Here is a 23,091-nt window from a genome sequence, read left to right as displayed (position 1 = left end):
TGGTGCAAAGATACAAATTTATATACTAAATCACCAATAATTAATACTATGGGGTTTTATAGGGGGAAACTTATTGAACTGCCAAAGGAAGGTCATGCAATCGTTGTAACTGATATTCATGGTAACCTCACAGACTACAATAAATACTTGGAATTATGGAAAAAATATGGCGAAAAAAATTTCCATTTTATTATAACCGGAGATTTTATACATGCCATGGGTAAAAAGGATGACAGATCCATCGATATCTTGGAATCTGTGATGCACAACTTTAAACACTGTAAAAATTTCCATGCTTTACTGGGTAACCATGAATGGTCAGCGATCTCCATGGTTTCAGTGTACAAAGGTGGTGTTAATCAGTCACACAGTTTTATAAAGTTGTTGAAGGATCGTTTTGGGAATGGTTGGGAAGTTAAACTTGAAGAGTATCAAAATTTTTTCAAAAAACTCCCAGTAGCAGTTAAAACCGATAATAAACTTTTTATAAGTCATGGCGGCCCTCCAAGACGCATTAACTCAATTGAAGATATTGTTCACATTACTGACAAGGGTTACGGAGAGGATAATAATAAACTCTACCAGTTACTTTGGAATAGGGAAGAAAACTTCAATAAAGAGGATCTAAACAATTTTCTGAGGGTGGTTAACTGCAATGCCATGATAGTTGGTCACACACCTGTTGATGGTGTTAAAATGGTGTACGATAAACAGTTAGTGGTTTCATCCAGTTTTTCACTGGGTAAAAAGTCCTATTTGGTTATAAATCTCAAGAACAACATTGAAAGGGCAAGAGATCTGCTTAGCATGGAAAATTTGCACTGGTACAGCTAGAAATTAGAAATAGAGACTTAATTTTTTTTAGTGTTCACTTTTTTCAAGCTTTTCATGGTAGTATATCTTAACTGTTTGTCCGACTTCTACATCATCTTCCAGATCTTAGCAGTTTTTTTTCGTTGGGCACAAGGGTTCCCCCGTTGATCTTGGTGCCGTTTTTGGTGTTCAGATCTTGGATGTAAAAGTGGTCCCCGACCTTGGTTATCTTCAGATGATCCTTCCCAATGTAGAGGAGTTTGTCGGTGGATATCACCCCAACAAAATCTTCTCTTCCAACAACCCTTTCTGCACATTAACAAGGATGTTGATGTTGTTTGGAAGGATTAATTTAGCAAAGGAAACATTGTTACTGAGACTATGTTCAGGGTGGTCTTCAATATCTTAGACTGGGGTGAGTACTTCCTGTATATTCTGTCTATTACCCAATCCCACAATTACTGCCATTATCACTGCGAAGATAAGGTCTACGAATATCTTTTGGAACAATGTTGAAAAATCTTCCAATCCAAAAATAATCAGGGCTATAACTAATCCCAAGCAGTGACAGAAAGTATTATCGCCAAAATTTTGCTCAAGCTCATCTTAACATTTTCCTAGGGCTCATTGGTATTAATGTTTCTAAGATTTAACATTTTCATGAACAAATATCCATTTTAACAGTTATCAGTATTATTTATTTCCATATTTTATTTAAAACTTTACAAAACAAAGAACCTCTCACAGTTTATTCTGCCCAACTTATTATGGAAATACAGAGAACTGATGGTATGAAACTGTCCAACCCTATGTGTCGCAGTTTAAAAATAATCTTTTTGAGTCGGACAATCGTTATATCACATTTACCTAACACTATTATGGATGGTCAGCTCAAACTTTTAATAATGTAATTGGTTACTTTCATTTAAACTAAGATCCCATGGGAGTATATTCTGGGTTGGTTTTTGTTAGATGAGTGTGATGAGATCTGCCAGTTGTTCCAAATTTCTGACCTCATGAACATGTGCTCCAACAGCTTCGTAATCAGAAACACAGCTGTCTGCAATGTTCCATTTGTTACTGGGTTCAGGATTTAAAATTAAAACCTTCTTGGATTTGTTAACCATGTACTCCATTAGTTCAGAACTCAATGGTTTGCCCTCGGATTTAGGACCTGCCCAATCTCTACAATCACTTAGTACAAGAACAAATGACTTGTTGTTGAGTTTCGCAACTGTTTCGAATTCTTTGAATGCCCTGTACATGTTGGAGGTTCCGTGTATCATCAAATTTTTCTGACGCATATCCCTCACCTTTATAAATGCATCCAGAATATTCGGTTCTTTAAGGGCTGCTGTGGTTTCAATGGTTTTATTATCAAATTCAAATGTTCTTGCTAATTTGAAAGAGTTTAAAGCTGCGTAAACCATGCAAAAAAACCAGTTGCTCACCCAGTCACAGGAGCCACTCACATCGTTTAAAAAGAAGTGTCTGCTTTTCTTTATTCTGGGCTTGGTTTTAACCACTTCAATGAGTGCACCGCCGTTTTTCAAGTTTTTCCTTATGGTTTTCCTAATGTCTGGATGCACGTTACTTGCAAGTTTTTGCCTTCGAACCCTCTTGTTTGCAATTTTTTTGCCGAGTCTCTGGCAGAGATCCAGAAGCTCCGGCTCGAAGGTTGTCAGATGTTTAATGTCCCGTTTCATAAGTTCATTGTCATCTAATGGCGGTTTTAGATAGTCATCAAGGGGAGGTCTGTAGTCCGTGATATCAGATTCATTCAGGTTGATCTTCATGGGCTTTGAATCTTGAACCCGAATCTTGTAGTTGTAAGCCTTTAAAAATTTCCGGGTCTTATTTGATCCTTTATCAGCACCTTTGACTTCCTCTGACTTGTCACCATCTTCCCCTTTAAACACTGATTTGAATATTTTATCAAATTTTTTATCTTGAACCTTGTCCTTGACATAAACTGCTCTAAGGGCTTCCTTAAGATTTTCATCATCACCCTTAAAGATTTCATAGGTTTCACAAGCTGCCTGTGTAGTTCTTACACTAACTGGAAAGTTAGCTTCCCTTAAAACCTTGGAAAAATTTACGATTTCCTTCATAATAAAAAACTAATTTCATTCAGTATTTTTTCATGACTTTTTTCTTGTCATCTTCACTCTTTAAAACAACTGTTACAGTGTCTTTGAAATTTTCCTGGTTCAATTCAGTTTCATTGAAATTCATGAGGGTTTTAACCCAGTCAATGGTGGCTCTGATCGAGGGTTTTTTAACCAGGTTCATGTTTCTAAGTTCATTTATCCTTTTTACAACACTTTCAATCAGTTTTTGTGACGCGTCTGGAAGGGTTGCCTTTACAATTTCCATCTCCCTCTCTGGGGTTGGATAATCTATGTATAAAAACAGGCATCTGTCCTTGGTTTCATCTAGTAGTTGTCGCTGTGAATTGGATGTCATTATAACCATGAGATCGTTGTTGAGTTCGAAGGTCCCAAGGTCGTTGACTGTGATCTGACTTTCTCCAAGGGCCTGTAAAAGAAAGCTTTCAACTTCTTCGTCTGCCTTATCAATTTCATCGATGAGGATGATGGATGGATCTGGGTTAATAAAACCCTGAAGTAGCGGTCTTTTAATAAAAAATTCTTCATGAAAAACATCTAGATCCGTTTCCTTTATCTCCTTTATCCTATTCATTTCAAGGTGCAGGAGCTGTTTCTGGTAGTTCCACTCCCCAACTATTTGTTCAAAGGTTATTCCTTCGTAGCATTGAACCCTGAAAAAATCCATGTTAAAACTTCTGCTTATGGCCTTTGAAAGTTCTGTTTTACCCACTCCTGGAGGTCCTTCAACAATCAAAGGTTTTTTTAGTTTAAATGCTAAATAAACAGTTATTAATGTGTTTTTATCTGGAATGTAATTGTTTTCAATGAGTTTTTCTTCAAGTTCTTCCATGCTGAGATCATGGGTATTCATGGATCACTATTTGGTTTTTGGAAATTATAAAATTATTTATTTCGCAAACAACCAAAGAAAAAAAATAGTATCTTATTAAAAAAAATATTGTACTGCTTATTATGAATGGTGCCAAAGAATTTGAAGCTATTAATTTTAAAAATCTTCCTCTTCTTCAAGGGTTTCGGTAATGGATTCGATTATACAACCTGCGTTCCATCCAATAACTTCATTTGCAACTTCTTCGATTTTTCCTGGAACATTCTCCATTCCGTAGGGTCTTACCATTATGATGGGTTTTTGAAGTGTCTTTGCAACATCTATTTCCCGTTCTATGAGACTTTTATCCGTTGAATAAAGGCCGGATAAAATAACCACCACATCAACATCCTTCATCTGATCTTCAAGTTCTTCCTTTGAAGTTTTCCCTGGAACTGAATGATCTTCAAATTTAAAATCCTCAACTGAGCTCAGTTTTCCTATTAACCTGTCATATTCGTAGGTTGTTTCGTCGAGTTGGCTTATGAACAAACTGTAAGTCTCTGATTCCTCTTCCATCATAACCTTTCCACCACTAATTTAGATGAGTTCTTCACCATCTTCGTAAACATGAATACACATAACTGGACAGCTCTCAGCAGCATCTAAACTACAATCTTCAGTTTCCACGCCAAGTTCATCGTTGTTTCCCACTCTTTTAGAACCTTTAATATGTGCCAGACTTTCAGAGTCTAATTCAAAGAGTTCAGGACACGCATCTTCACATGTTCCACAAGAGGTACATTTATCCCTTTCCACAACTACTAAAAATTTTGGGTTATCATCACTGTTTCCAGAATTCATACCACTATATTTGGTATTATTTCTATATAGATTTTTTTAATCTTTTTAAAGTTTAAATTGGATGTGGAAGTTTTTATTTAGGAAACATCAGATGCAAGTTTATATTTTTGAAGTGTTAGGAATCAAAAATTAGGTTTTATTTCAAAAATTAGTTTAGAGGTGTAATGTAAACTAGAACTTAACAGAAAAAAGGCAATGCCAGGTTTGATGTGAGATACTTTGTCTACTCTATGTTTGGAAGGTGATGATCTTGAAGAAAAAAAGCTTTGAAATAGCCCTGTGTCAGATGAATGTGGTTGAGAGCAAGGACGAAAACCTTGAAAGGGCAGTTTCAATGATCAGGGAAGCCAATGTTAACGGCGCAACTTTGGTTGTACTTCCAGAGATGTTTAACTGTCCGTATGATAATGATAAGTTCGTGGAGTATGCAGAAAATAGAAAGACTAGTAAGTCTTTAAAAGCAATTTCAAGGGCTGCGGATGAAAATAATGTTTATGTGGTTGCAGGTTCCATTCCAGAGGAGAGTTGTGGAAACATTTACAACTCAAGTTTCGTCTTTGATGATCGTGGGGAGGTGTTGGATGTTCACAGGAAGATCCACCTGTTCGATGTTGAGGTTAGTGATGGAATAAGTTTCAAAGAATCCAACACCATAACTCCTGGAGACAAGGTCACTGTTGTAGAAACCCCTTTTATGAAGTTTGGTGTGGCCATATGTTTTGATCTGAGATTTCCTGAACTCTTTAGGTTGATGGCAATGGAAGGTGCCAAACTCGTTGTGGTGCCAGGAGCATTTAACATGACAACAGGACCTGCTCATTGGGAAACCACCATTAGAACACGTGCCATTGATAACCAAATCTATGTGGTGGCTGTATCACCTGCAAAAAATGATGAACTGTCCTATGTTGCCTATGGTCATTCAATGGTGGTTGATCCTTGGGGTGATGTGGTTGAAACTGCTAAGGAAGAAGAAACCATAGTTTATGCAACCATAAATGAAGATATGGTTAACAAAATACGTGAAGAACTTCCACTTTTAAAAAATAGACGTGAAGATATCTATGAACTAATAAAAAAAGAATAAAGAACTAATTAATATAAATTCAAACAAAAATATGGAAGGTTAACAGTAAATTTCTTCCATGATTGACTAAAATTTGGCTTTTATTAACCTATCTTTTTTATGGCCTTGGTTGCAACTTTTTTAAATTCTTTATCTCCTTTAGCAGCTCGTCTGGCCTTTTTTAGTGGGTCAATTGCTGTTTCATCCCCAAGATCTCCCAGGGCCTTGGCAGCAGAACAACGAACTCCCCAATCATCATCTTGAAGGGTGTTTATGAGTGGTTCAACAGCTTTTTGGTTGCCCATTTCCCCGAGGGATTTGGCTGATGTTTTTCTAACACTCCAATCATCGTCTTCAAGGGCATCTATGAGGTGAACAACCACGTTATCATCACCCATATTTTTCAAGGCGAAGGTTGCATACCGTTTAGTGTTACCTTCATCACCCTTTAAAGCTTGGATAAGTGGGTCTACTGCAGGTTCTCCAACTTCTGCAAGTGATTTGGATGCTTGAAATCTCACATCAGGATTTTCATCATTCAATGCTTTCATCAATGGTTCAACATTGACTTTTACACCTTCAACACCAAGCTGTTCAACTGCATCCCTACGAACTGCAGGATCATCATCTTCCAATTGTTTTAGTAAATCTTCAAATTCCATGGACATACACCATATTTTTTTTGTGAATCAAAAATTTTAGATATTAATTTTTAAACAAGATACCCAACTTCATATTACACATAATATTTTTTTTTGTTTCAAGTAAAAAAAGTATCCATTGGGCATCACTTTTCTCTTAATTTAATTCCTTCAACTACATTAATTTTAATTTAAGCTATTTAATATTTTTATAAATTGATTTTTTTAAACTATCCTATGATTGATTCAAAGTATTTGCATTATACCATTCCTTAATTCCCCATTTTGTATTATATTCCAATTAACATATGCATGGTCAAAATATGTTTTTATTAGGGAGTCATGATGAGGATTAATACACTATTAATAATCTGCAGAAGTACTACAATCTGAGCATATCTAATTTCACATATTTCGGTCGTTGGAATCGGCAATATATATTTTTTTGTAGGATTAAATACAATAATATTGAGATGTTAAGTTTATGAAGATAATTCATATAGTTAAAATGTGATATTTTAAATTAAAACTAACATTGGATTAATTATACATTTAAATTTATTAAATTTGGGATGATTTAATGATGAAAATGCGTAAAAATATGCTGTATTCTAGCATTATTAGTATTTTAATTGGATTGATTTGGACAATGGGGAATAGTTATATTGGCCCCCTGATGTTGGCATTTGGAATAATACTTACTTCATTCTATCTTTTCAATACTAAAAAACCGAATAGTTTCGCATTTATTGTAGTTACATTGGTAACTTTAGCATTGATGTTCAGTTTAGAATATTTCATGATACATATTCAAAGCACTGTTTTTTACGTGCTTCTTTTTGTTATGAGCGTAGGGACAGTTTTAACATTTTTCTTTTCTTTTAAACCAATGAATGTTATTGATCGAAGGGATAAAATAATAGCATGGGTAGGAGCTATTATATTTTCAATAAGTTTTTTTGGCCTAATTTCCATTATTATAGATAATTTTGAAGTTTCAATCACTTTTGGTGCTTTATTTTTATTTCTAGTTGTAGGCATGTTGTTTATTCGTAGAAAAATATCGAAGGATATTGAAGAAGAAAATGAATTTGAAGTTGAAAATGAACCAGATGAATTTTATTCCACAAAACTGGACTTTGATGAGTACTGGTTTAAATTTAAAGTTGGTGGGATTCCAAAGCCTATTAGTTGGCAAGGATGGGCATGCTATGCTCTTATTCTTTTATCACCCGGGATATTAATTTTTGTAAGGGATCCAACCACATGTACTATTTTTGTAGTGGCGATTATTTTTATTGTAACCACAGTATCTATTTTAAAGAGTGATTATAAGGCAACTGTTAAAGAATACAGAGAAAATTTAAAGAAAGAGAATGAAGGATGAAACTTTGGGTTTGGTTTTAGAACCTAGTTTGTGCTGATTTTTAGGGGTGCATCAGTGAGAATTGTGCCCCAGTTAACACCGGAACCAACTTCGGGGGTTGTTAACAGGCCATTTTCACCAATTTCTCCGAGATTTGCATGGTTTGCAGCAATCACATGTAATGATAAGTATGATTCATTGGTGTCGTTGGTTTTTGGGAAGGAAAATGAGTTGTAACCTTCATCTTCGAGTAGGTCGCAGATTTTCATGGTTATGGTTTTTAACTGACAGTTGGTTCTGTTATAAATTTCTGGATTGGTTGAATATTCGTTGTAAAATGGTAATGTGATTCCAATTGAAATGGATGTTGGATACTCATTAAACAGTGTGTTGTATCCTTGGATCATTGGATCGTCCGTGTTTTGAAGATCACCAAATCCTAAGAAATAATCGTCACATTCATTTTCAATTATCTGTCTGGCTTTTTCTTCTAATAACATTTTTTTTATCCTCCTTTAATTAATTAAGGTGTAAAATTAAGTTTCCATGGATATTAACTTGTTACTATGGTTTCCATGGAAATTTCAACTTAACTTACCCTTATTTTTTATTTTTTTTTATCGAGTCATTGATCTTCTAAAGAGTGGCACTGCAATTGCCATTGTCACAACACCAAATGCTATGAGTATGAGCACTTGGGTGATCACGTCTCCTAATCCTGCGTTTAAGAGCATTATTTTACGCATTGCATCTGCTGCATAGGTGAGTGGAATTACTTTTGAGATGTCCTGCATGAACCATGGCATCTGCTGTAGTGGATAGAATATCCCAGCAAGAAACATCATTGGGAACATTAAAAGGTTCACTATCATAGTTCCTGATGCTTGATCTTCTGACATGGACACCGCAACAATTCCTATTCCAACGAAGCTGAAAATTCCCAGTAGGAGCATGAAAAATGCTAGGAGTATGCTTCCCTGTATTGTCACACCGAAGAACAACACTGCAAGGACCAGTATGAGTATGCACTGTCCAAATCCTCTGACACATAGGGCTGCAGTTTTACCCAAAATTATGGATATCTGATTTATTGGGGCTGATAACATTCCATCAAAGGTTCCAATCTCCTTTTCCTTTGATATTGCCTCTGGGATTCCTGTCATGACAGTCATCATCACTATCATGATCATGAGTCCTGGTGCTAGGAAGTTGAAGTAGTTGTTCTGACCGGGAATGGTTGTTGCAATGTTTGGAGTGTATGGGAATACCACTGCCTGGGGATTTACAGTTTGCCCAGTTGTTTCACTCATGTTCACCACATTATACACTGCCTGTTGACCATTCATCATGGTAATGGTGTTGGATGTCACACTTTCCATCTGTGTGGCCATCTGAGGGTTACTGTTATCAACGTACATGATCACGTTTGCAGACTGACCATGGCTCATGTTATAACTGAAACCAGGCGGTATTATAAAGGTTCCATAGAGCTTTCCCTGATTTATCTGTGTTTTCGCTGCATCTGTGGATGTGAAGTTTTGAATTTTCAAGTAGCTGTTGTTGGAGTTCAGGGCATTTAACTGTGAAATAAATTCTGTGCTACCCTGCCCACCATCCAAGTTTACCATACCGACCGGCATATTGGTTTGGGTGCCGCCGCTGGGGAATATAAATCCAAACATGACCAAAAATGCTACGGGCATGATGAATAATGCTGCCAGAGACATTTTATTTCGTCTCAAGCTCAGCAGATCCTTGGCCATGATGTGGTAACTGTCTTTAAATAGTTTTATTAAATCCATTAGCTTCACCTGACCCTTGCCTGGGCTTTTGCACCGTGTCCATGGGAAGTTGGGGCAGCCTTTTCACTGGCATGATCCCGTATTTCCTTTCCTGTGAGTGCTAAAAACACATCTTCCAGGGTTGATTCATTGCTGTTTGTAATTGAAAAGATGTTTCCTCCCTTTGCTCTGATGGAGTCAATGATGATGTTTAAGGCATTTTCTCCAGTTGCACTAATTTTTAGGGTGTGATCATCTTGTTGTGCTAGGGCAGTCACATTTTCAAGGTTTTTGATACTTTCAATGAGGTGACTTGTTAGATTGGTTATTTTCACACTGAAAATGGTGGTATTTTCGTCTGAAATCATATTTTTAAGATTTTCCGGTGTGTCTAAAGCAGCAATTTTTCCGTGATCGATTATTGCAACTCTATCACTCAGTGCTTCAGCTTCAACCATTGCATGTGTGGTTAAGATCACTGTAACTCCCTTTTTGTTAATGTCTCGGATTATTTCCCGTATTGAAAATGTTGTCTGGGGATCCAGTCCAAGTGTGGGTTCGTCCATGAATATTATTTTGGGTTCTGGTAAAAGAGCCCGAATAACGTTGATTCGTTGTTTCATTCCAGTTGAAAACTTGTTTATCTGGGTATCTTTCCACTCCTGCATATTCACCATTTCAAGGAGTTCGTCAATTCTTCTTTCGAGTTCAACCTTGGGTATTCTGTACAGTTTTCCAAAGAACCTTAGATTCTCTGCAGCTGTCAGCGCATCGTACATTATCATTTTCTCTGCTACCAGGCCTATGTTTTCACGAACCTTGGCAGCATCCTTCACCAGGTCATAACCTGAAATAGTGGCACTGCCTGATGTGGGCTGTGCAAGTGTGCAGAGCATTCTTATGGTTGTACTTTTTCCAGCCCCGTTTGGACCTAAAAATCCGAAGATTTCTCCGGCCTTAACATTTAGGGACAGATCGTCCACAGCCTTAAAATCACCAAATTCTTTGGTGAGGTTTTTAATTTCTATTGCATTTTCAGTCATGATCTTCTTCCTCTGGGTTGTTTAGTGAGTTCATGATTCCTTCGAATTTCTTGTTGAGGGCATTGATCCTAGGGCAGTACTCTTCAAGTTTTTCTGGCTTTATGCTTTCAAGGAATGCTACATGACCTTCGATCTCTGCCAGTACATTTTCAACAACCATTTCGCATTTGTCCATGTTGGCTTCTTTTGGTCTGAACCTGCCAAAGAAGCTGGATGCAATTTTCTGGCCTTTTTCAGTTAACTTGTACTTACCGTCCTCTAGTTTTATTATCAAATCTTCTTCTACCATTTTTTTTAACATGGGGTATACTGAGCCCGGGGATGGCCTTTTCATTTTTGCCATATGGCGTCTGAAGCGTTCATCAGTCATGTGACGTTGTTCCATCATTTTGTGATGTTCTTCTATGGCGTCCATAATTTCAACACCGTTTTTCGGTCCTTCATCTAGAACATGGATGATCCAGATCCTCATACCTCCGAGTCTCTGCATTTCCCCTATTTTTTCATGAAATTTTTCATGAAGTTTCGAAAAGTCCCACATAAAATCTTCAACTCCTATCGACTATGCGAAATAATATCTATATTGTGATAGGGATCAAACAAGTAATTGTGTTTGAAACCCTTTGATGATCCTTGGATCATGTATCAATATCAAATGTCCGATATCGATTAGTCGATATTATGTTTTTCTATTATATAAAGCTATCTATTTGGTGTTGTTTTTCAAACAAAAAAAATGGAAGTCAACCACTAAAACAGTAAATAACCCGCTAAAATCTAAATATACCTTTATTCAAATGAAATCAGTTTAGTTCTAAACAAGATCATGACCACTTTGATCAACTATATATGTTTCATGAACAACCTTAAATTAATAATAATCAGGGTTGCAGTAACTTCGTACTCATTACAATCATCGATGTTTTAAGGATTTTTTTTATCAATATTTAACTCACGCACTTTAAACATAAAATATTCAACTCTAACACAGATAAAAATGGAAACTAACACGATTTACAACGCAGAAATTGCGGATCTAGGCCTCATAATAAATGATCATCTGATAATTTCAGATATTCACATAGGTTACGAAGGAGCCCTCAATCGTGAAGGAATAATGGTTCCAAGATTTCAATACAAAAAGATACTGGAGCGAATAAACGAAATTATCCGAAAATATGAACCAAAAAAAGTGATTGTTAACGGAGATCTCAAACATGAATTTGGGAGGATTACAAGCCAAGAATGGAAGGAATCCAAGGACTTCATAGAATTTCTGAAGACCAATTTCCAGGATACAATACTCATCAAAGGCAACCACGACAACTTCACAAAATTTATAGCAGAAAAAACTGGCCTGGAAGTTTATGAAAGCTACGAACTGAATGAACATGTGATCATGCATGGAGACAAACTCCCTGATGAAACAACCTTAAAAAATTCTAAAACCATAATCATAGGCCACGAACACCCCTGTATAGGAATTAGAAACGGTGAAAGACTTGAAAAGATCAAATGTTACATGAAGGGCAGCTACCAAGATAAAAATATGATTGTGATGCCGTCGTTCAATTTTGTCACCGAAGGATCGGATATTCTCCATGAAAAACCACTCTCACCACTTCTAAAAAATAACAAAACTGATGAATTTGAAGTTTACGGCGTAGAAAACTTTGAAGTACTATATTTTGGACGTATAAAGAATATACTAAAGGTTAAAGACAAATTTTACTAGGTAATTTAGGGAATAAATAAAATGATTGAAAAACAGGAAAAATCCTACACAGACAAGGAAATTTACAGGGTACTGCATCCATGGGTAAAGAAATGGTTCAGTGGTAAATTTGAAACCTTCTCTGAGGCACAGAGATATGCCATAATGGATATTCACACGGGAGAAAATGTTCTGGTTTCATCGCCCACAGGCTCAGGAAAAACTTTAACAGCATTCCTATCTATCATAAGCGAACTAACAACTCTCGCCGAAAAAAAGGAACTGGATGATAATGTTTACTGTATCTATATCTCACCATTAAAGGCACTGGATAACGACATTGAAAAAAATCTTGAAGAACCCCTCAAAGAAATTGAAGCCATAGCAGGCCGGGAACTGGGAATTCGAAAAGCAGTAAGAACAGGCGACACCACCCAGTACCAACGTTCTAAAATGTTGAAGACACCGCCCCATATCCTCATAACCACACCTGAAACCCTTTCAATACTGCTCTGCGCACCAAAATTCAGGGAAAAACTCAGCAATCTCAAGTACCTAATTGTGGACGAGATACACTCCCTTGCAGACAACAAGAGGGGAGTACATCTGAGCTTAACACTCGAAAGATTACAACACCTAACTGGAGGCTATACAAGAATAGGGCTCAGTGCAACTGTCCATCCCCTAGAAAAGATAGCAGGTTTCCTGGTAGGATATCAAGGTGGAAAAGTTCGAAACTGCAAAATTGTAGATGTTAACTACATCAAGAAACTGGATATGAAAGTACTGTGTCCAGTTGAAGATATTGTGGAATCAGATCCCGAAGAAGTAAACACCGCAATGTACGAAATGCTCCATGAACTCATACAAGAACATAAAACCACACTCATATTCACCAACACCAGAAGCGGAACTGAAAGTGTTGTATTTAACCTTAAAAAGAAATTTCCTGAATTTTACCATGGTGAGAACATCATGGCACACCATTCCTCCCTTTCAAAGGAACTCAGACTCGAGGCAGAGAACAAACTTAAAGATGGAGAATTGAAGGTTGTTGTATCATCAACATCTCTTGAGTTGGGTATTGACATTGGGTTTATAGATCTGGTGTTGCTTGTGAGCTCACCCAAGTCAGTGTCAAGGGCACTTCAAAGAATAGGTAGGAGTGGTCACAGACTCCATGATAAATCCAAGGGAAGAATAATAGTGGTTGAAAGGGATGATCTGGTAGAATGTTCCCTTATACTTAAAAATGCAGTTGAAGGTAAGATAGATGAAATACACATACCAAACAACTGCCTCGACGTACTCTCCCAACAAATATACGGCATGTCCATCGAAGGTAAATGGGATATTGAAGAGGGCTACAACGTTATAAAAAGCAGTTACAACTACAGAAACCTTTCTCAAAACGATTTTTTAAGTGTTTTAAGTTACCTTGCAGGTGACTACACAAGCCTTGAAGACAGGTACGTTTATGCCAAGATATGGGTTGACTACAAGGAAAAACAGTTCGGAAAAAGGGGAAAACTCGCAAGAATGCTCTATTCAACCAACATTGGAACTATTCCCGACAGATCAGCTGCCAGGGTTAAGTGCAACGGTCAGGTCATAGGCAGGATAGAAGAGGACTTCATGGAAAAGCTTCGTAAGGGAGACACCTTCGTACTGGGAGGTAAAATTTACAGGTTCAACTACGCCCGAGGCATGATGGTGAATGTAACACCTTCCTCAGGACCTCCAACCATTCCATCATGGTTTTCAGAACAATTACCGCTGGCATTTGACTTAGCAATGTCTATACAGAACTTCAGAGCCATCATGGAACAGAAATTTAACAGCAAAAAGAAGAAGAAGGAAATAGTGGAGTTTATCCATGAATACCTCTACGTGGATCTAAATGCAGCCAATTCAATCTACAGCTACTTCAGGGAACAGTACATCTACGCATCCATACCCAGTGCAAGAACCCTTCTCATAGAATTTTACAAGGGATACGGAGGAAGAAAATTTGTAATATTCCACAGCTTGTTCGGAAGAAGGGTTAACGACGCACTTTCAAGGGCAGTTGCCTACCTCATAGCAGAGAAGTATAAGAGGGACGTGATGATTTCAGTGTCAGACAATGGATTTTATTTGAGTTCAGATGGAAAGGTGGGAGGCATAGATGTGCTTGAAGAGCTCACACCCGACAATATCGAAGAAATTCTTATAAAAGCCATTGATAAAACAGAAACTTTAGCAGCAAGATTCAGGCACTGTGCAGGAAGATCCCTCATGATACTTAGAAGGTACAAGGGAAATGAGAAGAGCGTGTCAAGACAGCAGGTGAAGGGTAAAATTTTACTCAAATTTGTTAAGGATCTGGATGAAAACTTTTCAATACTTCGAGAAGCAAGGCGTGAAGTGATAGAAGATTACATGGATGTTAAAAATGCGAAAAAAGTACTTGAAATGATACAAGATGGAAGAATGAATCTTAAAAGAATAGACACCCAAATTCCATCCCCATTTGCATTTAACCTTGTAGCACAAAGCTACCTCGATGTCCTTAAATACGAAGAAAGAATCGAATTTATCAGAAGAATGCACCAGGCCATAATAAAGGAAATTGGAGACGAGATCCCAGAATAAATAATTTAACAGCTAGTTGAAAATATTTTTCTAATAATTACTACGATAATGGCTTCTATTTTTGTGTTGGAACATAGAACATGGTTTTTCATCTGCAATTTTTTTTTGGAAACCTCCTTCAGATGTACAAAAAAAATATAGATTTTTACCTTAAAGTTTTAGTTTAAAATCAGTTTCTATTTCATTTTAATAGCAAATAATAAGTCTTTACTAATGCCATATCCATATGGTAAAATCATGCATGATCCTAAAACATTATTAATTACTGAAGATGTCATGGAAGCTACTGAAATAGCTAAATTGATGCATTCATGGGATTATCCTGTAAAAACTATGGAATTTGGATCCACTATTTTTAATGAAAATTTATTGGAATACGACCTGATTTTAGTAGATTTACTTGTTAACGATGATTTTAATCGCAGCGAACTCCTGAAAAAAATAGGGCAATGTCAGGGCTGTCCAGTTCTCTGGTTCTCAAAACAGGGAATTAACAAAAATAAGTATTTATCGTACGAAATTAATCATCTAGAAAAACCATTCAATGCAAAGCAGCTTAAATTTGCGGTTGAAATGGCAACTTACAAACATCAGATGAAAAAATCATTAATTGAAGCCGAAGAAAAATACAAACTGCTGGTTGAAAATGCTGATGACCCCATCATAGTACTGGGTGAAGATGGAACCTTCAAGATGGTTAACAATGTGGCAGCAGAGTACTTCGGAAACACACCGGAATATTTTGATGGAAAGACCATGTGGGATGTTTTTCCACAGCCCTACGCAGATTCCCAGATGAAATCTGTTAGAGAAGCAATAACAACTGGAAAAACTTCGGTCAAAGTAGAAAGAACTCTGATAAAAACCCAAGAAAAATGGTTTTCCACAAAAATTCAGCCGATTAAAGATTTTGATGGTGAATTTAGAAGTGTGCAGATAGTTGCAAGGGACATAACTTCACAAAAGAACATTGAAAATGATCTATTGGAAAGGGAAAGTTTCTTATCTGGAACACTAAACGATATGCACACCTACGTGGCGGTTTTAAATCCGAAAGGTCAAGTTATCTTCGTAAACAACACTCCACTTAAGTTGTGCGGTATTAAGATTGATGATGTGAAGGGTAAGTTCTTCCATGAAACTGAGTGGTGGAATTATTCTCCGGATATTAAGGCAATGATTAAAAGGGATATTGATCTCTGTGCATCTGGAAAAACCTTGAATCACGCGATACAAATAAAAACCAAAAATGGTTTGAAGTGGATCGATTACAGTATGCACCCTGTTTATGGTTCAAATGGAACTGTTAAATATTTGATACCTGAAGGAAGGGACATTACCAAAATAAAAATGGCAAAAAGGGCGATGGCCGAGGAAAAGGATCGTCTGAAAAATATCACAGAAAATTTACCACTGGGAATGGTTTTCATAGATGTTGATGGAGATTACAAGTACATCAACCCCAAATTTATTGAAATGTTCGGCTACCAACCATCCGAAATTCCAGATGGAAGGGCATGGTTTAAAAAGGCGTTTCCAGACCCTAACCGAAGACTTGATGCTATTTTAGCCTGGAAAAATGACTTTAAAACGGCCCATGTTGGTGAAAAGAGGCCAAGAACATTTGAAGTGGTCTGTAAAAATGGTGACAATAAGATCATAGAATTCATCCCTGTCAAACTTAAAAACAATGAATATTTAATGACAGTTAACGATGTAACCCAGAAGAAAATAGCAGACACTGCACTCAAACAGAGTGAAGAAAGGTTCCGTACCGTTGCAAGTTCAGCTGTAGATGCAATAATCATAACAGACCATGATGGAAATGTTGTTTTCTGCAACAACAGTGTACAAAGAATTTTCGGATGCAAAGAAGAGGATCTTGTTGGCAAATCCGTGAACAAAATCATCCCTGGAAGGTACCATGATGAATTCATCAGAAAACAGGAACAATTCAAATTAACTGGAAGACATCTTCTTTCAGGAAAATTATTCGAATCATACGGATTTAGAAAGGATGGAAGTGAATTTCCAATTGAAATATCAATAACTGCATGGGACATTGATGGAGAAAGATACACAACCTCCATAATAAGGGATATAACCGAAAGGAAACTGGTTGAATACGAACTCAAGAGCAGTGAAGAAAAGTTTAGACAGATGACTGAAAATATTGAGGAAGTATTCTGGATCATAGATCCGAAAATGAGTCAGATAGTTTACATAAGTCCGGGCTACCAAAAAATTTGGGGCTGCAGTAGGGAAAGTCTGTTTGATAATCCCAGATCATGGATAGAATCCATTCATCCTGAAGATAGGAAGAACGTAATAGACACCATATTCAGGACTCCCAATGAAGTAAAATCTGGAAACGAGGGAATTAATTACAGAATTATAAGACCTGATGGGAGTATCAGATGGATACATGGGAAGGCATTCCCTCTCAAAGATGATGAAAATAGCATTCAACGTATAGCAGGCATAGCAGTGGACATAACCAAAAGAGTGGCTTCAGAGGAGAAGTACCGTAATCTGTTTGAAAATATCAGCGTAGGTGTTTACAAGTGCACACTCGAACCCAACAGCAGATTGGTTGAATCAAACAATTCCCTCCTTAAATTGTTCCACTACAAAAAATCTGAAATAATGGCAATTAAAGCATCCTATCTTTATCTGGACGGTGAAGACAAGTTTAAATTCGATGAAAAGGTTCTTAAGTATGGTCATATAAAAAATGAGAAGATTCGGTTTAAAAAACAGAATGGAACCCCATTCACGGGCTTGGTATCTGCATACGTTGTTAAGGATGAATTTGAAAATCCCAAGTACATAGAATCTATTATTGAGGACATAACACCACTCACCGAAGTTGAAAATATCAAGATCAACAAACCAACTGTGTCCACCCCAATTTCTCTGCTAAACAAATTCATGGATGACCATTAAACTAATTTTATTTTTAGATAATCCTAAATTTTCTTTTAATATTATTAACACTAAATTTTAAGAGTTATAAACAGATTTAGACAGATTAAATTCATTATAAATAATAATAATCTTGTAAAAAGTTGTTAATTCAATTTTTGTATGTTCTTAATTGATTTAGTTTTTCCATTTCAAATTATACACTTTACATTAACATTATAAAGTAGTGATATCCTACATTGGAACATATTCTTAACAAAAAAACGAGGTATTTTAATGGGCTGCGTTACTATATGTATATCTGATGAATTAGAAATAGCTTTTAGAAGGTTGGTTAGACTTAAATACGGTGAAAAGCAGGGGAAAATTTCTAGAGGAGCTACAGAAGCGATATTTGATTGGTGCCAGCGGGAAAGAATTAAGCTTTTAGACGAAGATCAGTTACTCGAGGATGAGTGATGAACATGGTTAACGAAGAAAAAACTGTTAGTGTAGAAGAAGAACTCGACCTTGGTGCCCTATCCAAAGAAGTAGATAAATTTCTTGAGGATCTCGAGAAACATATAAGAATCTCCATAATAGGATCCAAGGCAATCGACAAATTAGAAGATTTTACATTAGATGTAGGACTTAAAAAGACATATTTGTGTGCAAAGAATACTGAAGAATCCTATCCAATTCTTGCCAAAGTAATAGAACTTTTTATCAAGGTCTATGGGGCTACTATCACAATGTACCCTAAGGGCGAAAAAGTATGTCTCGAACTAATAACCCCTAAACGTGAATAAATTTATTATGGGTGAGATTAAAATGGAAAAAATAAATATTCTGGTGGTTGAGGATGAAAACATTCTAGCATTGGGATTAAAAAAGAAGTTAGAAAACTTAGGATATGCTGTTACAGGAATGGCAGATTCTGGAGAAGAAACTTTCCGACAGATAGAAGCTAATGTGCCTGATTTGATACTCATGGACATAGTCATAAAGGGGGAGATGGATGGGATAGAAACAGCTGCAAAGCTGAATAAATCTTATTCAATTCCAGTAATTTATCTCACAGCATATGCAGATGATGAAATCCTTAAACGTGCTGCAAGAACTGAACCCTATGGTTACATTCTGAAACCTTACAAGGAGAAAGAGCTAAAGGCAAACATTGAAATGGCCATCTACCGAAAAAAATCAGAGAACGATGAAACCTTCGATTTCGAAGATATCTACAAAGAAACAACCAGTTTCATAAATAAAAATGAGAAACCATTCAAGAAGATATTGATGGGATCCTACTATGATGAAGTGGAAGTCAGTGTTGATGTTGGTACCAGCAAGCTGTACATTTCTGCAGCCCGAAACCAACAAACCTCGGATGGACAGGATGTTTCCGAAGTTTTAAGCAAAATCGCATTTAACTACCTAGAAAGATATGCTGGTGAAGCTTTAATTTATCCTAAAGGGGATGAAATCTGTTTAGAAGTTGATAAACCAGAATTCTAAAACATTTTTTTTATTTTACTTCTTATAATTACTTTTTTTCATATCAAACTAACTATTCAGTCTAACATTTTAAGGTGATGCTGGGCATCCCTTATTTTATCATAAAATTGTTTTTAGATTAATATTCCCCAAAAAAATGAAAGGATCAATAAAACAGCTGTTTAGTTTGGTAATTAATGTGTAAAAAATAATAATAATGATTGATGGGATGTACCCTGCTTTCTTTTTATTCAACGTCTGTGTCCAGAACATTATCAGATTCTATTTTCATTGTTTCAATGGATTTGGTTGTGGATTGGATTTTACTGTTTCTAAATCCATAGACCATATAAACTGAGAATCCTATGATCAGGCTAATTATGAAATATTCTACTGTTTTTAATGATAGCTGTGTTATGAGGAAGACGCATGAAATGATGGATAGTATTGGAACAGCTGGTACGAAGGGACATTTGAAACCCCTCTCTAGATCTGGATTTTGTCTTCGAAGGATTATTATGGAAATTGCCAGGAAGATAAATCCTGAAAGTGTTCCTATATTCACAAGTTCAATGATTGCAGCAAGTGGAACCAACGCTGCAATGAAACTTGCAACAAAACCCACAAGCAGAATGCTTGTTACCGGTGACCTGAACCTGGGATGAACCTTAGAAAATAGGCCTGGAAGTAATCCATCCCTACTCATTGAAAAGAATATTCTGGTCTGACCAAAGAGGCTGGTTAAAAGAACACTTGTAATTCCAAAAATAGCTCCAACACCAACTATGGATGCTACGGTTTCAAGACCCACGTAATTCAATGCGAATGTAACAGGAGCAGCTGTGTCCAATAAATTGTATGGAACCATACCAGTTAAAACAGCTGCCACAATTATGTAAAGCACAGAACTAATTAACAAAGACCCTATTATACCCTTTGGAAGATTTTTTTGAGGGTCCTTAGTTTCCTCTGCAGCTGTGGACACAGCATCAAAACCTATGTATGCAAAGAACACCATGGCAGCACCCTGAAATATTCCTGTGATACCGTAGGGTGTGAATGGATGGTAATTTGCAGGGTTGATAAATTTCAATCCAAATATTATGAATATCACTATAATGGCCATGTTAATGAGAACTATAGCCCCATTCACACGCGTACTTTCCCTGGCTCCTATGAACAAAATCATTGTAAGGGTTAAAATTATGAGAACTGCAGGTACATTGATGAGGCCACCTGCAAATATTGAAGCAGTTATCATGTGTGGTAAATTTATTCCAACGGAACTTAGAAGTTCAACAACGTATGATGACCAACCCACAGCAACAGCAGATGCAGATATTAAATATTCAAATATCAACACCCATCCAATCATCCACGCCCATACTTCGCCCATTGTAACGTAGGTGTAGGTATAAACACTTCCTGAAATTGGTAGCATGGATGCAAACTCTGCGTAACAAAGGGCTGTGAAGCTGCATGCGATTGCTGAAACTATGAATGACACTATTATTGCTGGGCCTGCAAATTTTGCAGATGCTACTCCAGTTACAATAAATATCCCTGCACCAACAATACTTCCCAAACCAAGCAGTGTGAGTCCTGTGGGTCCAATGGATCTCTTCAGACTTCGGTCGGGTTTGTGAGACAATGTTTCTTCGATAGATTTTTTAAGAAACAGTTTTTTAAACATGATAATTCCTTTCTAGAATGTTTGATCTTTTAAAAAATATAGAGTAATTAAAAAAAGGGAATTTTATTTGGATGTAGGAACATCTACAGGTTCAAATCCTTCAGCTTCATCATCCACTCCGCAAACTGGTTTGGTGAATAATCCACGATATTTACCGTAGACGAAGTAAACAATTATTCCTACAGCTAACCAGATGGCGAATATTTGTAGTATGTGGATTTTTAACTGGGATATGAGGACTAAACTGAATATTATTGACATTACTGGTATAACAGGTACCAAAGGACATTTAAATGACCTTTCCAGTTCAGGTTCCTTTATTCTGAGAATTATCACAGCAAGTGCCAACACCATGAATGCTGTTAATGCTCCCACATTCACAAGTTCAAAGATACTGTTCAGTGAAAAGAACGCAGCTATAATGGTTGCCATGGCGCCAACCAGAAGTATGCTTGCCACTGGAGCTTGGCAGCCGTCTTTAACATTTGAGAATACACCTGGAAGCAGACCGTCCCTGCTCATTGCAAATATTATCCTGGCCTTGCTGAACATATTTACAAGAACAACAGTGGTTAAACCTGCTATTGCACCTATGGTTATTACTGTGAACGCCCATTGAACTCCCACATATTGAAGTGCGAATGAAACAGGGGAAGCTGTATTTAGTAAGTTGTATGGCACCATACCAGTCATCACAGCTGCTACAGCTACGTAGAGTATGGAACTTATGATAAGTGAACCTATTATTCCGATTGGAATTGTTCTTCCAGGATTTTTAGTTTCTTCTGCTGCAGATGCTATTGCATCAAATCCTAAGTATGCGAAGAAGACCATTGCAGCTCCTTCAAATATTCCTGTTATTCCAAATGGTGTGAATGGATGGTAATTTGCAGGATTTATGAAATATATTCCAAGGGTTATAAACAAGAGGATTACTGCAACCTTTACGAAGACGATTATTGCATTTACCTTTGCACTTTCCTCCGCACCCCTCACAAGAACGGCTGTTAAAGCTAAAATTATCAGTACTGCGGGTAGATTTATGAGGGATCCATTAACACCCATTGGGCCGCTAATGATTGCAGGTAGTGTTATTCCAAATGAGCCTACCAATGCAACAACGTATGATGACCATCCAATTGCTACTGCTGCAGATGCTATTAAGTATTGGAGTATCAGTATCCAACCCATTATCCATGCCCATATTTCGCCCATTGTAATGTAAGTGTAGGTGTAGACGCTTCCAGCAATTGGTATCATCGAGGCGAACTCCGCATAACACAGCGCAGTGAATGTACATGCTATTGCTGCAATTATAAAGGACACTATAAGTGCCGGTCCAGAACTTGCCGATGCCACGCCGGTAACAATAAAAATCCCGGCACCAATTATTCCGCCAACACCCATTATAGTCAAATTTAAAGGTCCTATGGATCTTTTTAGAGTATCACCGTTCTTGGCACAGTCAAGGGCTTCATTTATGCATTTTTTTTGGAATATTTTTTTCATTTAAATCCCTTTTCAAATTTGGTAGTGTGTAAAAATCATAAATATTTATTTTATTCTCTGCTATTTGCTTTATTTTGAATTTTAACGAAGGTATCATGAGGCATGCTTAAAAACAGAATCGGATGGTCATAAATTTTGACCATGATAATAAATTTTGGTTTTTTTGGGGGGGGTATTACAAAATTTAAGGAGTAAGCAGCACGCCTTCCACCTTCTTACACTATAGTGTAAAAGTTTAATCTTATATACTTTGTGTTAATATGTTATGGATAACTAATATTAATCTTGTTATAAGGCTTAATAATGGCTAAAACAGAATTATACTTGTTCATAATAGGTTTTAACAAAAGTTTGCTTAGAAAAATAAATAATGATTCAATGATAATTGTTACTAGAGAGAACAGTTTATAATTATCATAATAAAATTGTTAAGTAAGAATAAGTAATATGATATTTGAAGGGGTTTCAATGGGCATGCGTTAAAATAAGTTTAGGTGGACGTGATTAAAAGGCGTCACCCTTCATAAATTATTTTTGGGGGGGGTAATTTATAAGGGAGATTTATTAAGTCGCATGCCCTCTGCCTCTTACATTATACTTTAAAAGTTTTAGTATTTAAACTTTGCTAC

The 23,091-nt window shown here is 36.6% G+C and carries 21 protein-coding genes and 1 pseudogene; 9 read left to right on the top strand and 13 right to left on the bottom strand.

The features are described from left to right. Positions 1-48 precede the first annotated feature (48 nt). Entirely contained in the window at positions 49-834 is a 786-nt protein-coding gene (locus METBO_RS09320; RefSeq protein ID WP_013645458.1) for a metallophosphoesterase, read from the top strand. A gap of 91 nt (positions 835-925) precedes the next feature. On the opposite strand, the pseudogene METBO_RS13255 reads toward METBO_RS09320, so the two are convergent. From METBO_RS13255 to METBO_RS09300, 6 genes and pseudogenes are all read right to left on the bottom strand, one after another. After that, positions 926-1,102 (bottom strand): annotated as a pseudogene (locus METBO_RS13255) (FHA domain-containing protein); the annotation flags it as partial. Between the two features lie 116 nt (positions 1,103-1,218). After that, positions 1,219-1,374 (bottom strand): hypothetical protein, encoded by a 156-nt coding sequence (locus tag METBO_RS13685; RefSeq protein WP_158304909.1) that lies wholly within the window; start codon positions 1,372-1,374, stop codon positions 1,219-1,221. Positions 1,375-1,781: 407 nt separating this feature from the next. Further along, positions 1,782-2,927 (bottom strand): VWA domain-containing protein, encoded by a 1,146-nt coding sequence (locus METBO_RS09315; RefSeq protein ID WP_048186438.1) that lies wholly within the window; start codon positions 2,925-2,927, stop codon positions 1,782-1,784. A 16-nt stretch (positions 2,928-2,943) separates the two neighbouring features. Next, on the bottom strand, positions 2,944-3,795 hold the full coding sequence (locus tag METBO_RS09310) for an AAA family ATPase (RefSeq protein ID WP_013645456.1): 852 nt from the start codon (positions 3,793-3,795) through the stop codon (positions 2,944-2,946). A 135-nt stretch (positions 3,796-3,930) separates the two neighbouring features. Continuing rightward, the gene (locus METBO_RS09305; RefSeq protein ID WP_013645455.1) at positions 3,931-4,335 is read right to left on the bottom strand and encodes a TIR domain-containing protein; all 405 of its coding nucleotides are present in this window, start codon (positions 4,333-4,335) and stop codon (positions 3,931-3,933) included. Positions 4,336-4,353: 18 nt separating this feature from the next. Then, positions 4,354-4,617, bottom strand: a complete 264-nt coding sequence (locus METBO_RS09300) for a ferredoxin (RefSeq protein WP_013645454.1) — start codon at positions 4,615-4,617, stop codon at positions 4,354-4,356. 244 nt (positions 4,618-4,861) lie between these two features. Here METBO_RS09300 and METBO_RS09295 point away from each other — a divergent pair, with 244 nt between their 5' ends. Beyond that, entirely contained in the window at positions 4,862-5,704 is an 843-nt protein-coding gene (locus METBO_RS09295; protein ID WP_013645453.1) for a carbon-nitrogen hydrolase family protein, read from the top strand. Between the two features lie 83 nt (positions 5,705-5,787). Here METBO_RS09295 and METBO_RS09290 read toward each other — a convergent pair whose 3' ends face one another. Continuing rightward, complete coding sequence (locus tag METBO_RS09290) at positions 5,788-6,345, bottom strand: HEAT repeat domain-containing protein (protein WP_013645452.1); 558 nt, start codon at positions 6,343-6,345, stop codon at positions 5,788-5,790. Between the two features lie 655 nt (positions 6,346-7,000). Here METBO_RS09290 and METBO_RS09285 point away from each other — a divergent pair. Further along, positions 7,001-7,711: a hypothetical protein gene (locus METBO_RS09285; protein ID WP_158304908.1), complete on the top strand. Its 711-nt coding sequence runs from the start codon at positions 7,001-7,003 to the stop codon at positions 7,709-7,711. A gap of 23 nt (positions 7,712-7,734) precedes the next feature. Here METBO_RS09285 and METBO_RS09280 read toward each other — a convergent pair whose 3' ends face one another. The 4 genes from METBO_RS09280 to METBO_RS09265 all read right to left on the bottom strand — a co-directional run bounded on the left by METBO_RS09280 (position 7,735) and on the right by METBO_RS09265 (position 11,055). After that, complete coding sequence (locus METBO_RS09280; protein ID WP_013645450.1) at positions 7,735-8,190, bottom strand: hypothetical protein; 456 nt, start codon at positions 8,188-8,190, stop codon at positions 7,735-7,737. A gap of 117 nt (positions 8,191-8,307) precedes the next feature. After that, the gene (locus METBO_RS09275) at positions 8,308-9,492 is read right to left on the bottom strand and encodes an ABC transporter permease (RefSeq protein WP_013645449.1); all 1,185 of its coding nucleotides are present in this window, start codon (positions 9,490-9,492) and stop codon (positions 8,308-8,310) included. 5 nt (positions 9,493-9,497) lie between these two features. Further along, positions 9,498-10,514 carry an ABC transporter ATP-binding protein gene (locus METBO_RS09270; RefSeq protein WP_013645448.1) on the bottom strand — a complete coding sequence of 339 codons (1,017 nt, stop codon included), beginning with the start codon at positions 10,512-10,514 and terminating at the stop codon, positions 9,498-9,500. Then, the gene (locus METBO_RS09265; RefSeq protein ID WP_013645447.1) at positions 10,507-11,055 is read right to left on the bottom strand and encodes a PadR family transcriptional regulator; all 549 of its coding nucleotides are present in this window, start codon (positions 11,053-11,055) and stop codon (positions 10,507-10,509) included. Before METBO_RS09265 ends, METBO_RS09270 begins: the two co-directional genes overlap by 8 nt. Before the next feature lie 456 nt (positions 11,056-11,511). Between METBO_RS09265 and METBO_RS09260 the strand changes: the two genes are divergently transcribed. The 6 genes from METBO_RS09260 to METBO_RS13250 all read left to right on the top strand — a co-directional run bounded on the left by METBO_RS09260 (position 11,512) and on the right by METBO_RS13250 (position 19,281). Next, positions 11,512-12,249: a metallophosphoesterase gene (locus METBO_RS09260; protein WP_013645446.1), complete on the top strand. Its 738-nt coding sequence runs from the start codon at positions 11,512-11,514 to the stop codon at positions 12,247-12,249. A 21-nt stretch (positions 12,250-12,270) separates the two neighbouring features. Then, a complete protein-coding gene (locus tag METBO_RS09255) occupies positions 12,271-14,862 on the top strand; it encodes an ATP-dependent helicase (RefSeq protein ID WP_013645445.1) in 2,592 nt (863 codons plus the stop codon). A gap of 237 nt (positions 14,863-15,099) precedes the next feature. Further along, positions 15,100-17,808, top strand: a complete 2,709-nt coding sequence (locus METBO_RS09250; protein ID WP_048186437.1) for a PAS domain S-box protein — start codon at positions 15,100-15,102, stop codon at positions 17,806-17,808. Positions 17,809-18,063: 255 nt separating this feature from the next. Next, positions 18,064-18,246, top strand: a complete 183-nt coding sequence (locus tag METBO_RS09245) for a hypothetical protein (protein ID WP_013645443.1) — start codon at positions 18,064-18,066, stop codon at positions 18,244-18,246. 5 nt (positions 18,247-18,251) lie between these two features. Beyond that, positions 18,252-18,575, top strand: coding sequence for a hypothetical protein (locus tag METBO_RS09240; protein WP_144017557.1), 324 nt, complete (start codon positions 18,252-18,254; stop codon positions 18,573-18,575). Between the two features lie 22 nt (positions 18,576-18,597). Continuing rightward, positions 18,598-19,281, top strand: coding sequence for a response regulator (locus METBO_RS13250; RefSeq protein WP_013645441.1), 684 nt, complete (start codon positions 18,598-18,600; stop codon positions 19,279-19,281). A 226-nt stretch (positions 19,282-19,507) separates the two neighbouring features. Here METBO_RS13250 and METBO_RS09230 read toward each other — a convergent pair whose 3' ends face one another. Beyond that, positions 19,508-20,953 (bottom strand): amino acid permease, encoded by a 1,446-nt coding sequence (locus METBO_RS09230; protein ID WP_013645440.1) that lies wholly within the window; start codon positions 20,951-20,953, stop codon positions 19,508-19,510. A gap of 63 nt (positions 20,954-21,016) precedes the next feature. Then, positions 21,017-22,462, bottom strand: coding sequence for an amino acid permease (locus METBO_RS09225; protein WP_013645439.1), 1,446 nt, complete (start codon positions 22,460-22,462; stop codon positions 21,017-21,019). Positions 22,463-23,091: the final 629 nt, after the last annotated feature.

Source organism: Methanobacterium lacus (assembly GCF_000191585.1).
GTDB classification, from domain to species: domain Archaea; phylum Methanobacteriota; class Methanobacteria; order Methanobacteriales; family Methanobacteriaceae; genus Methanobacterium_B; species Methanobacterium_B lacus.
Note: the sequence above shows the minus strand (reverse complement) of the source record. Positions and strands in the feature narration are given on the sequence as shown.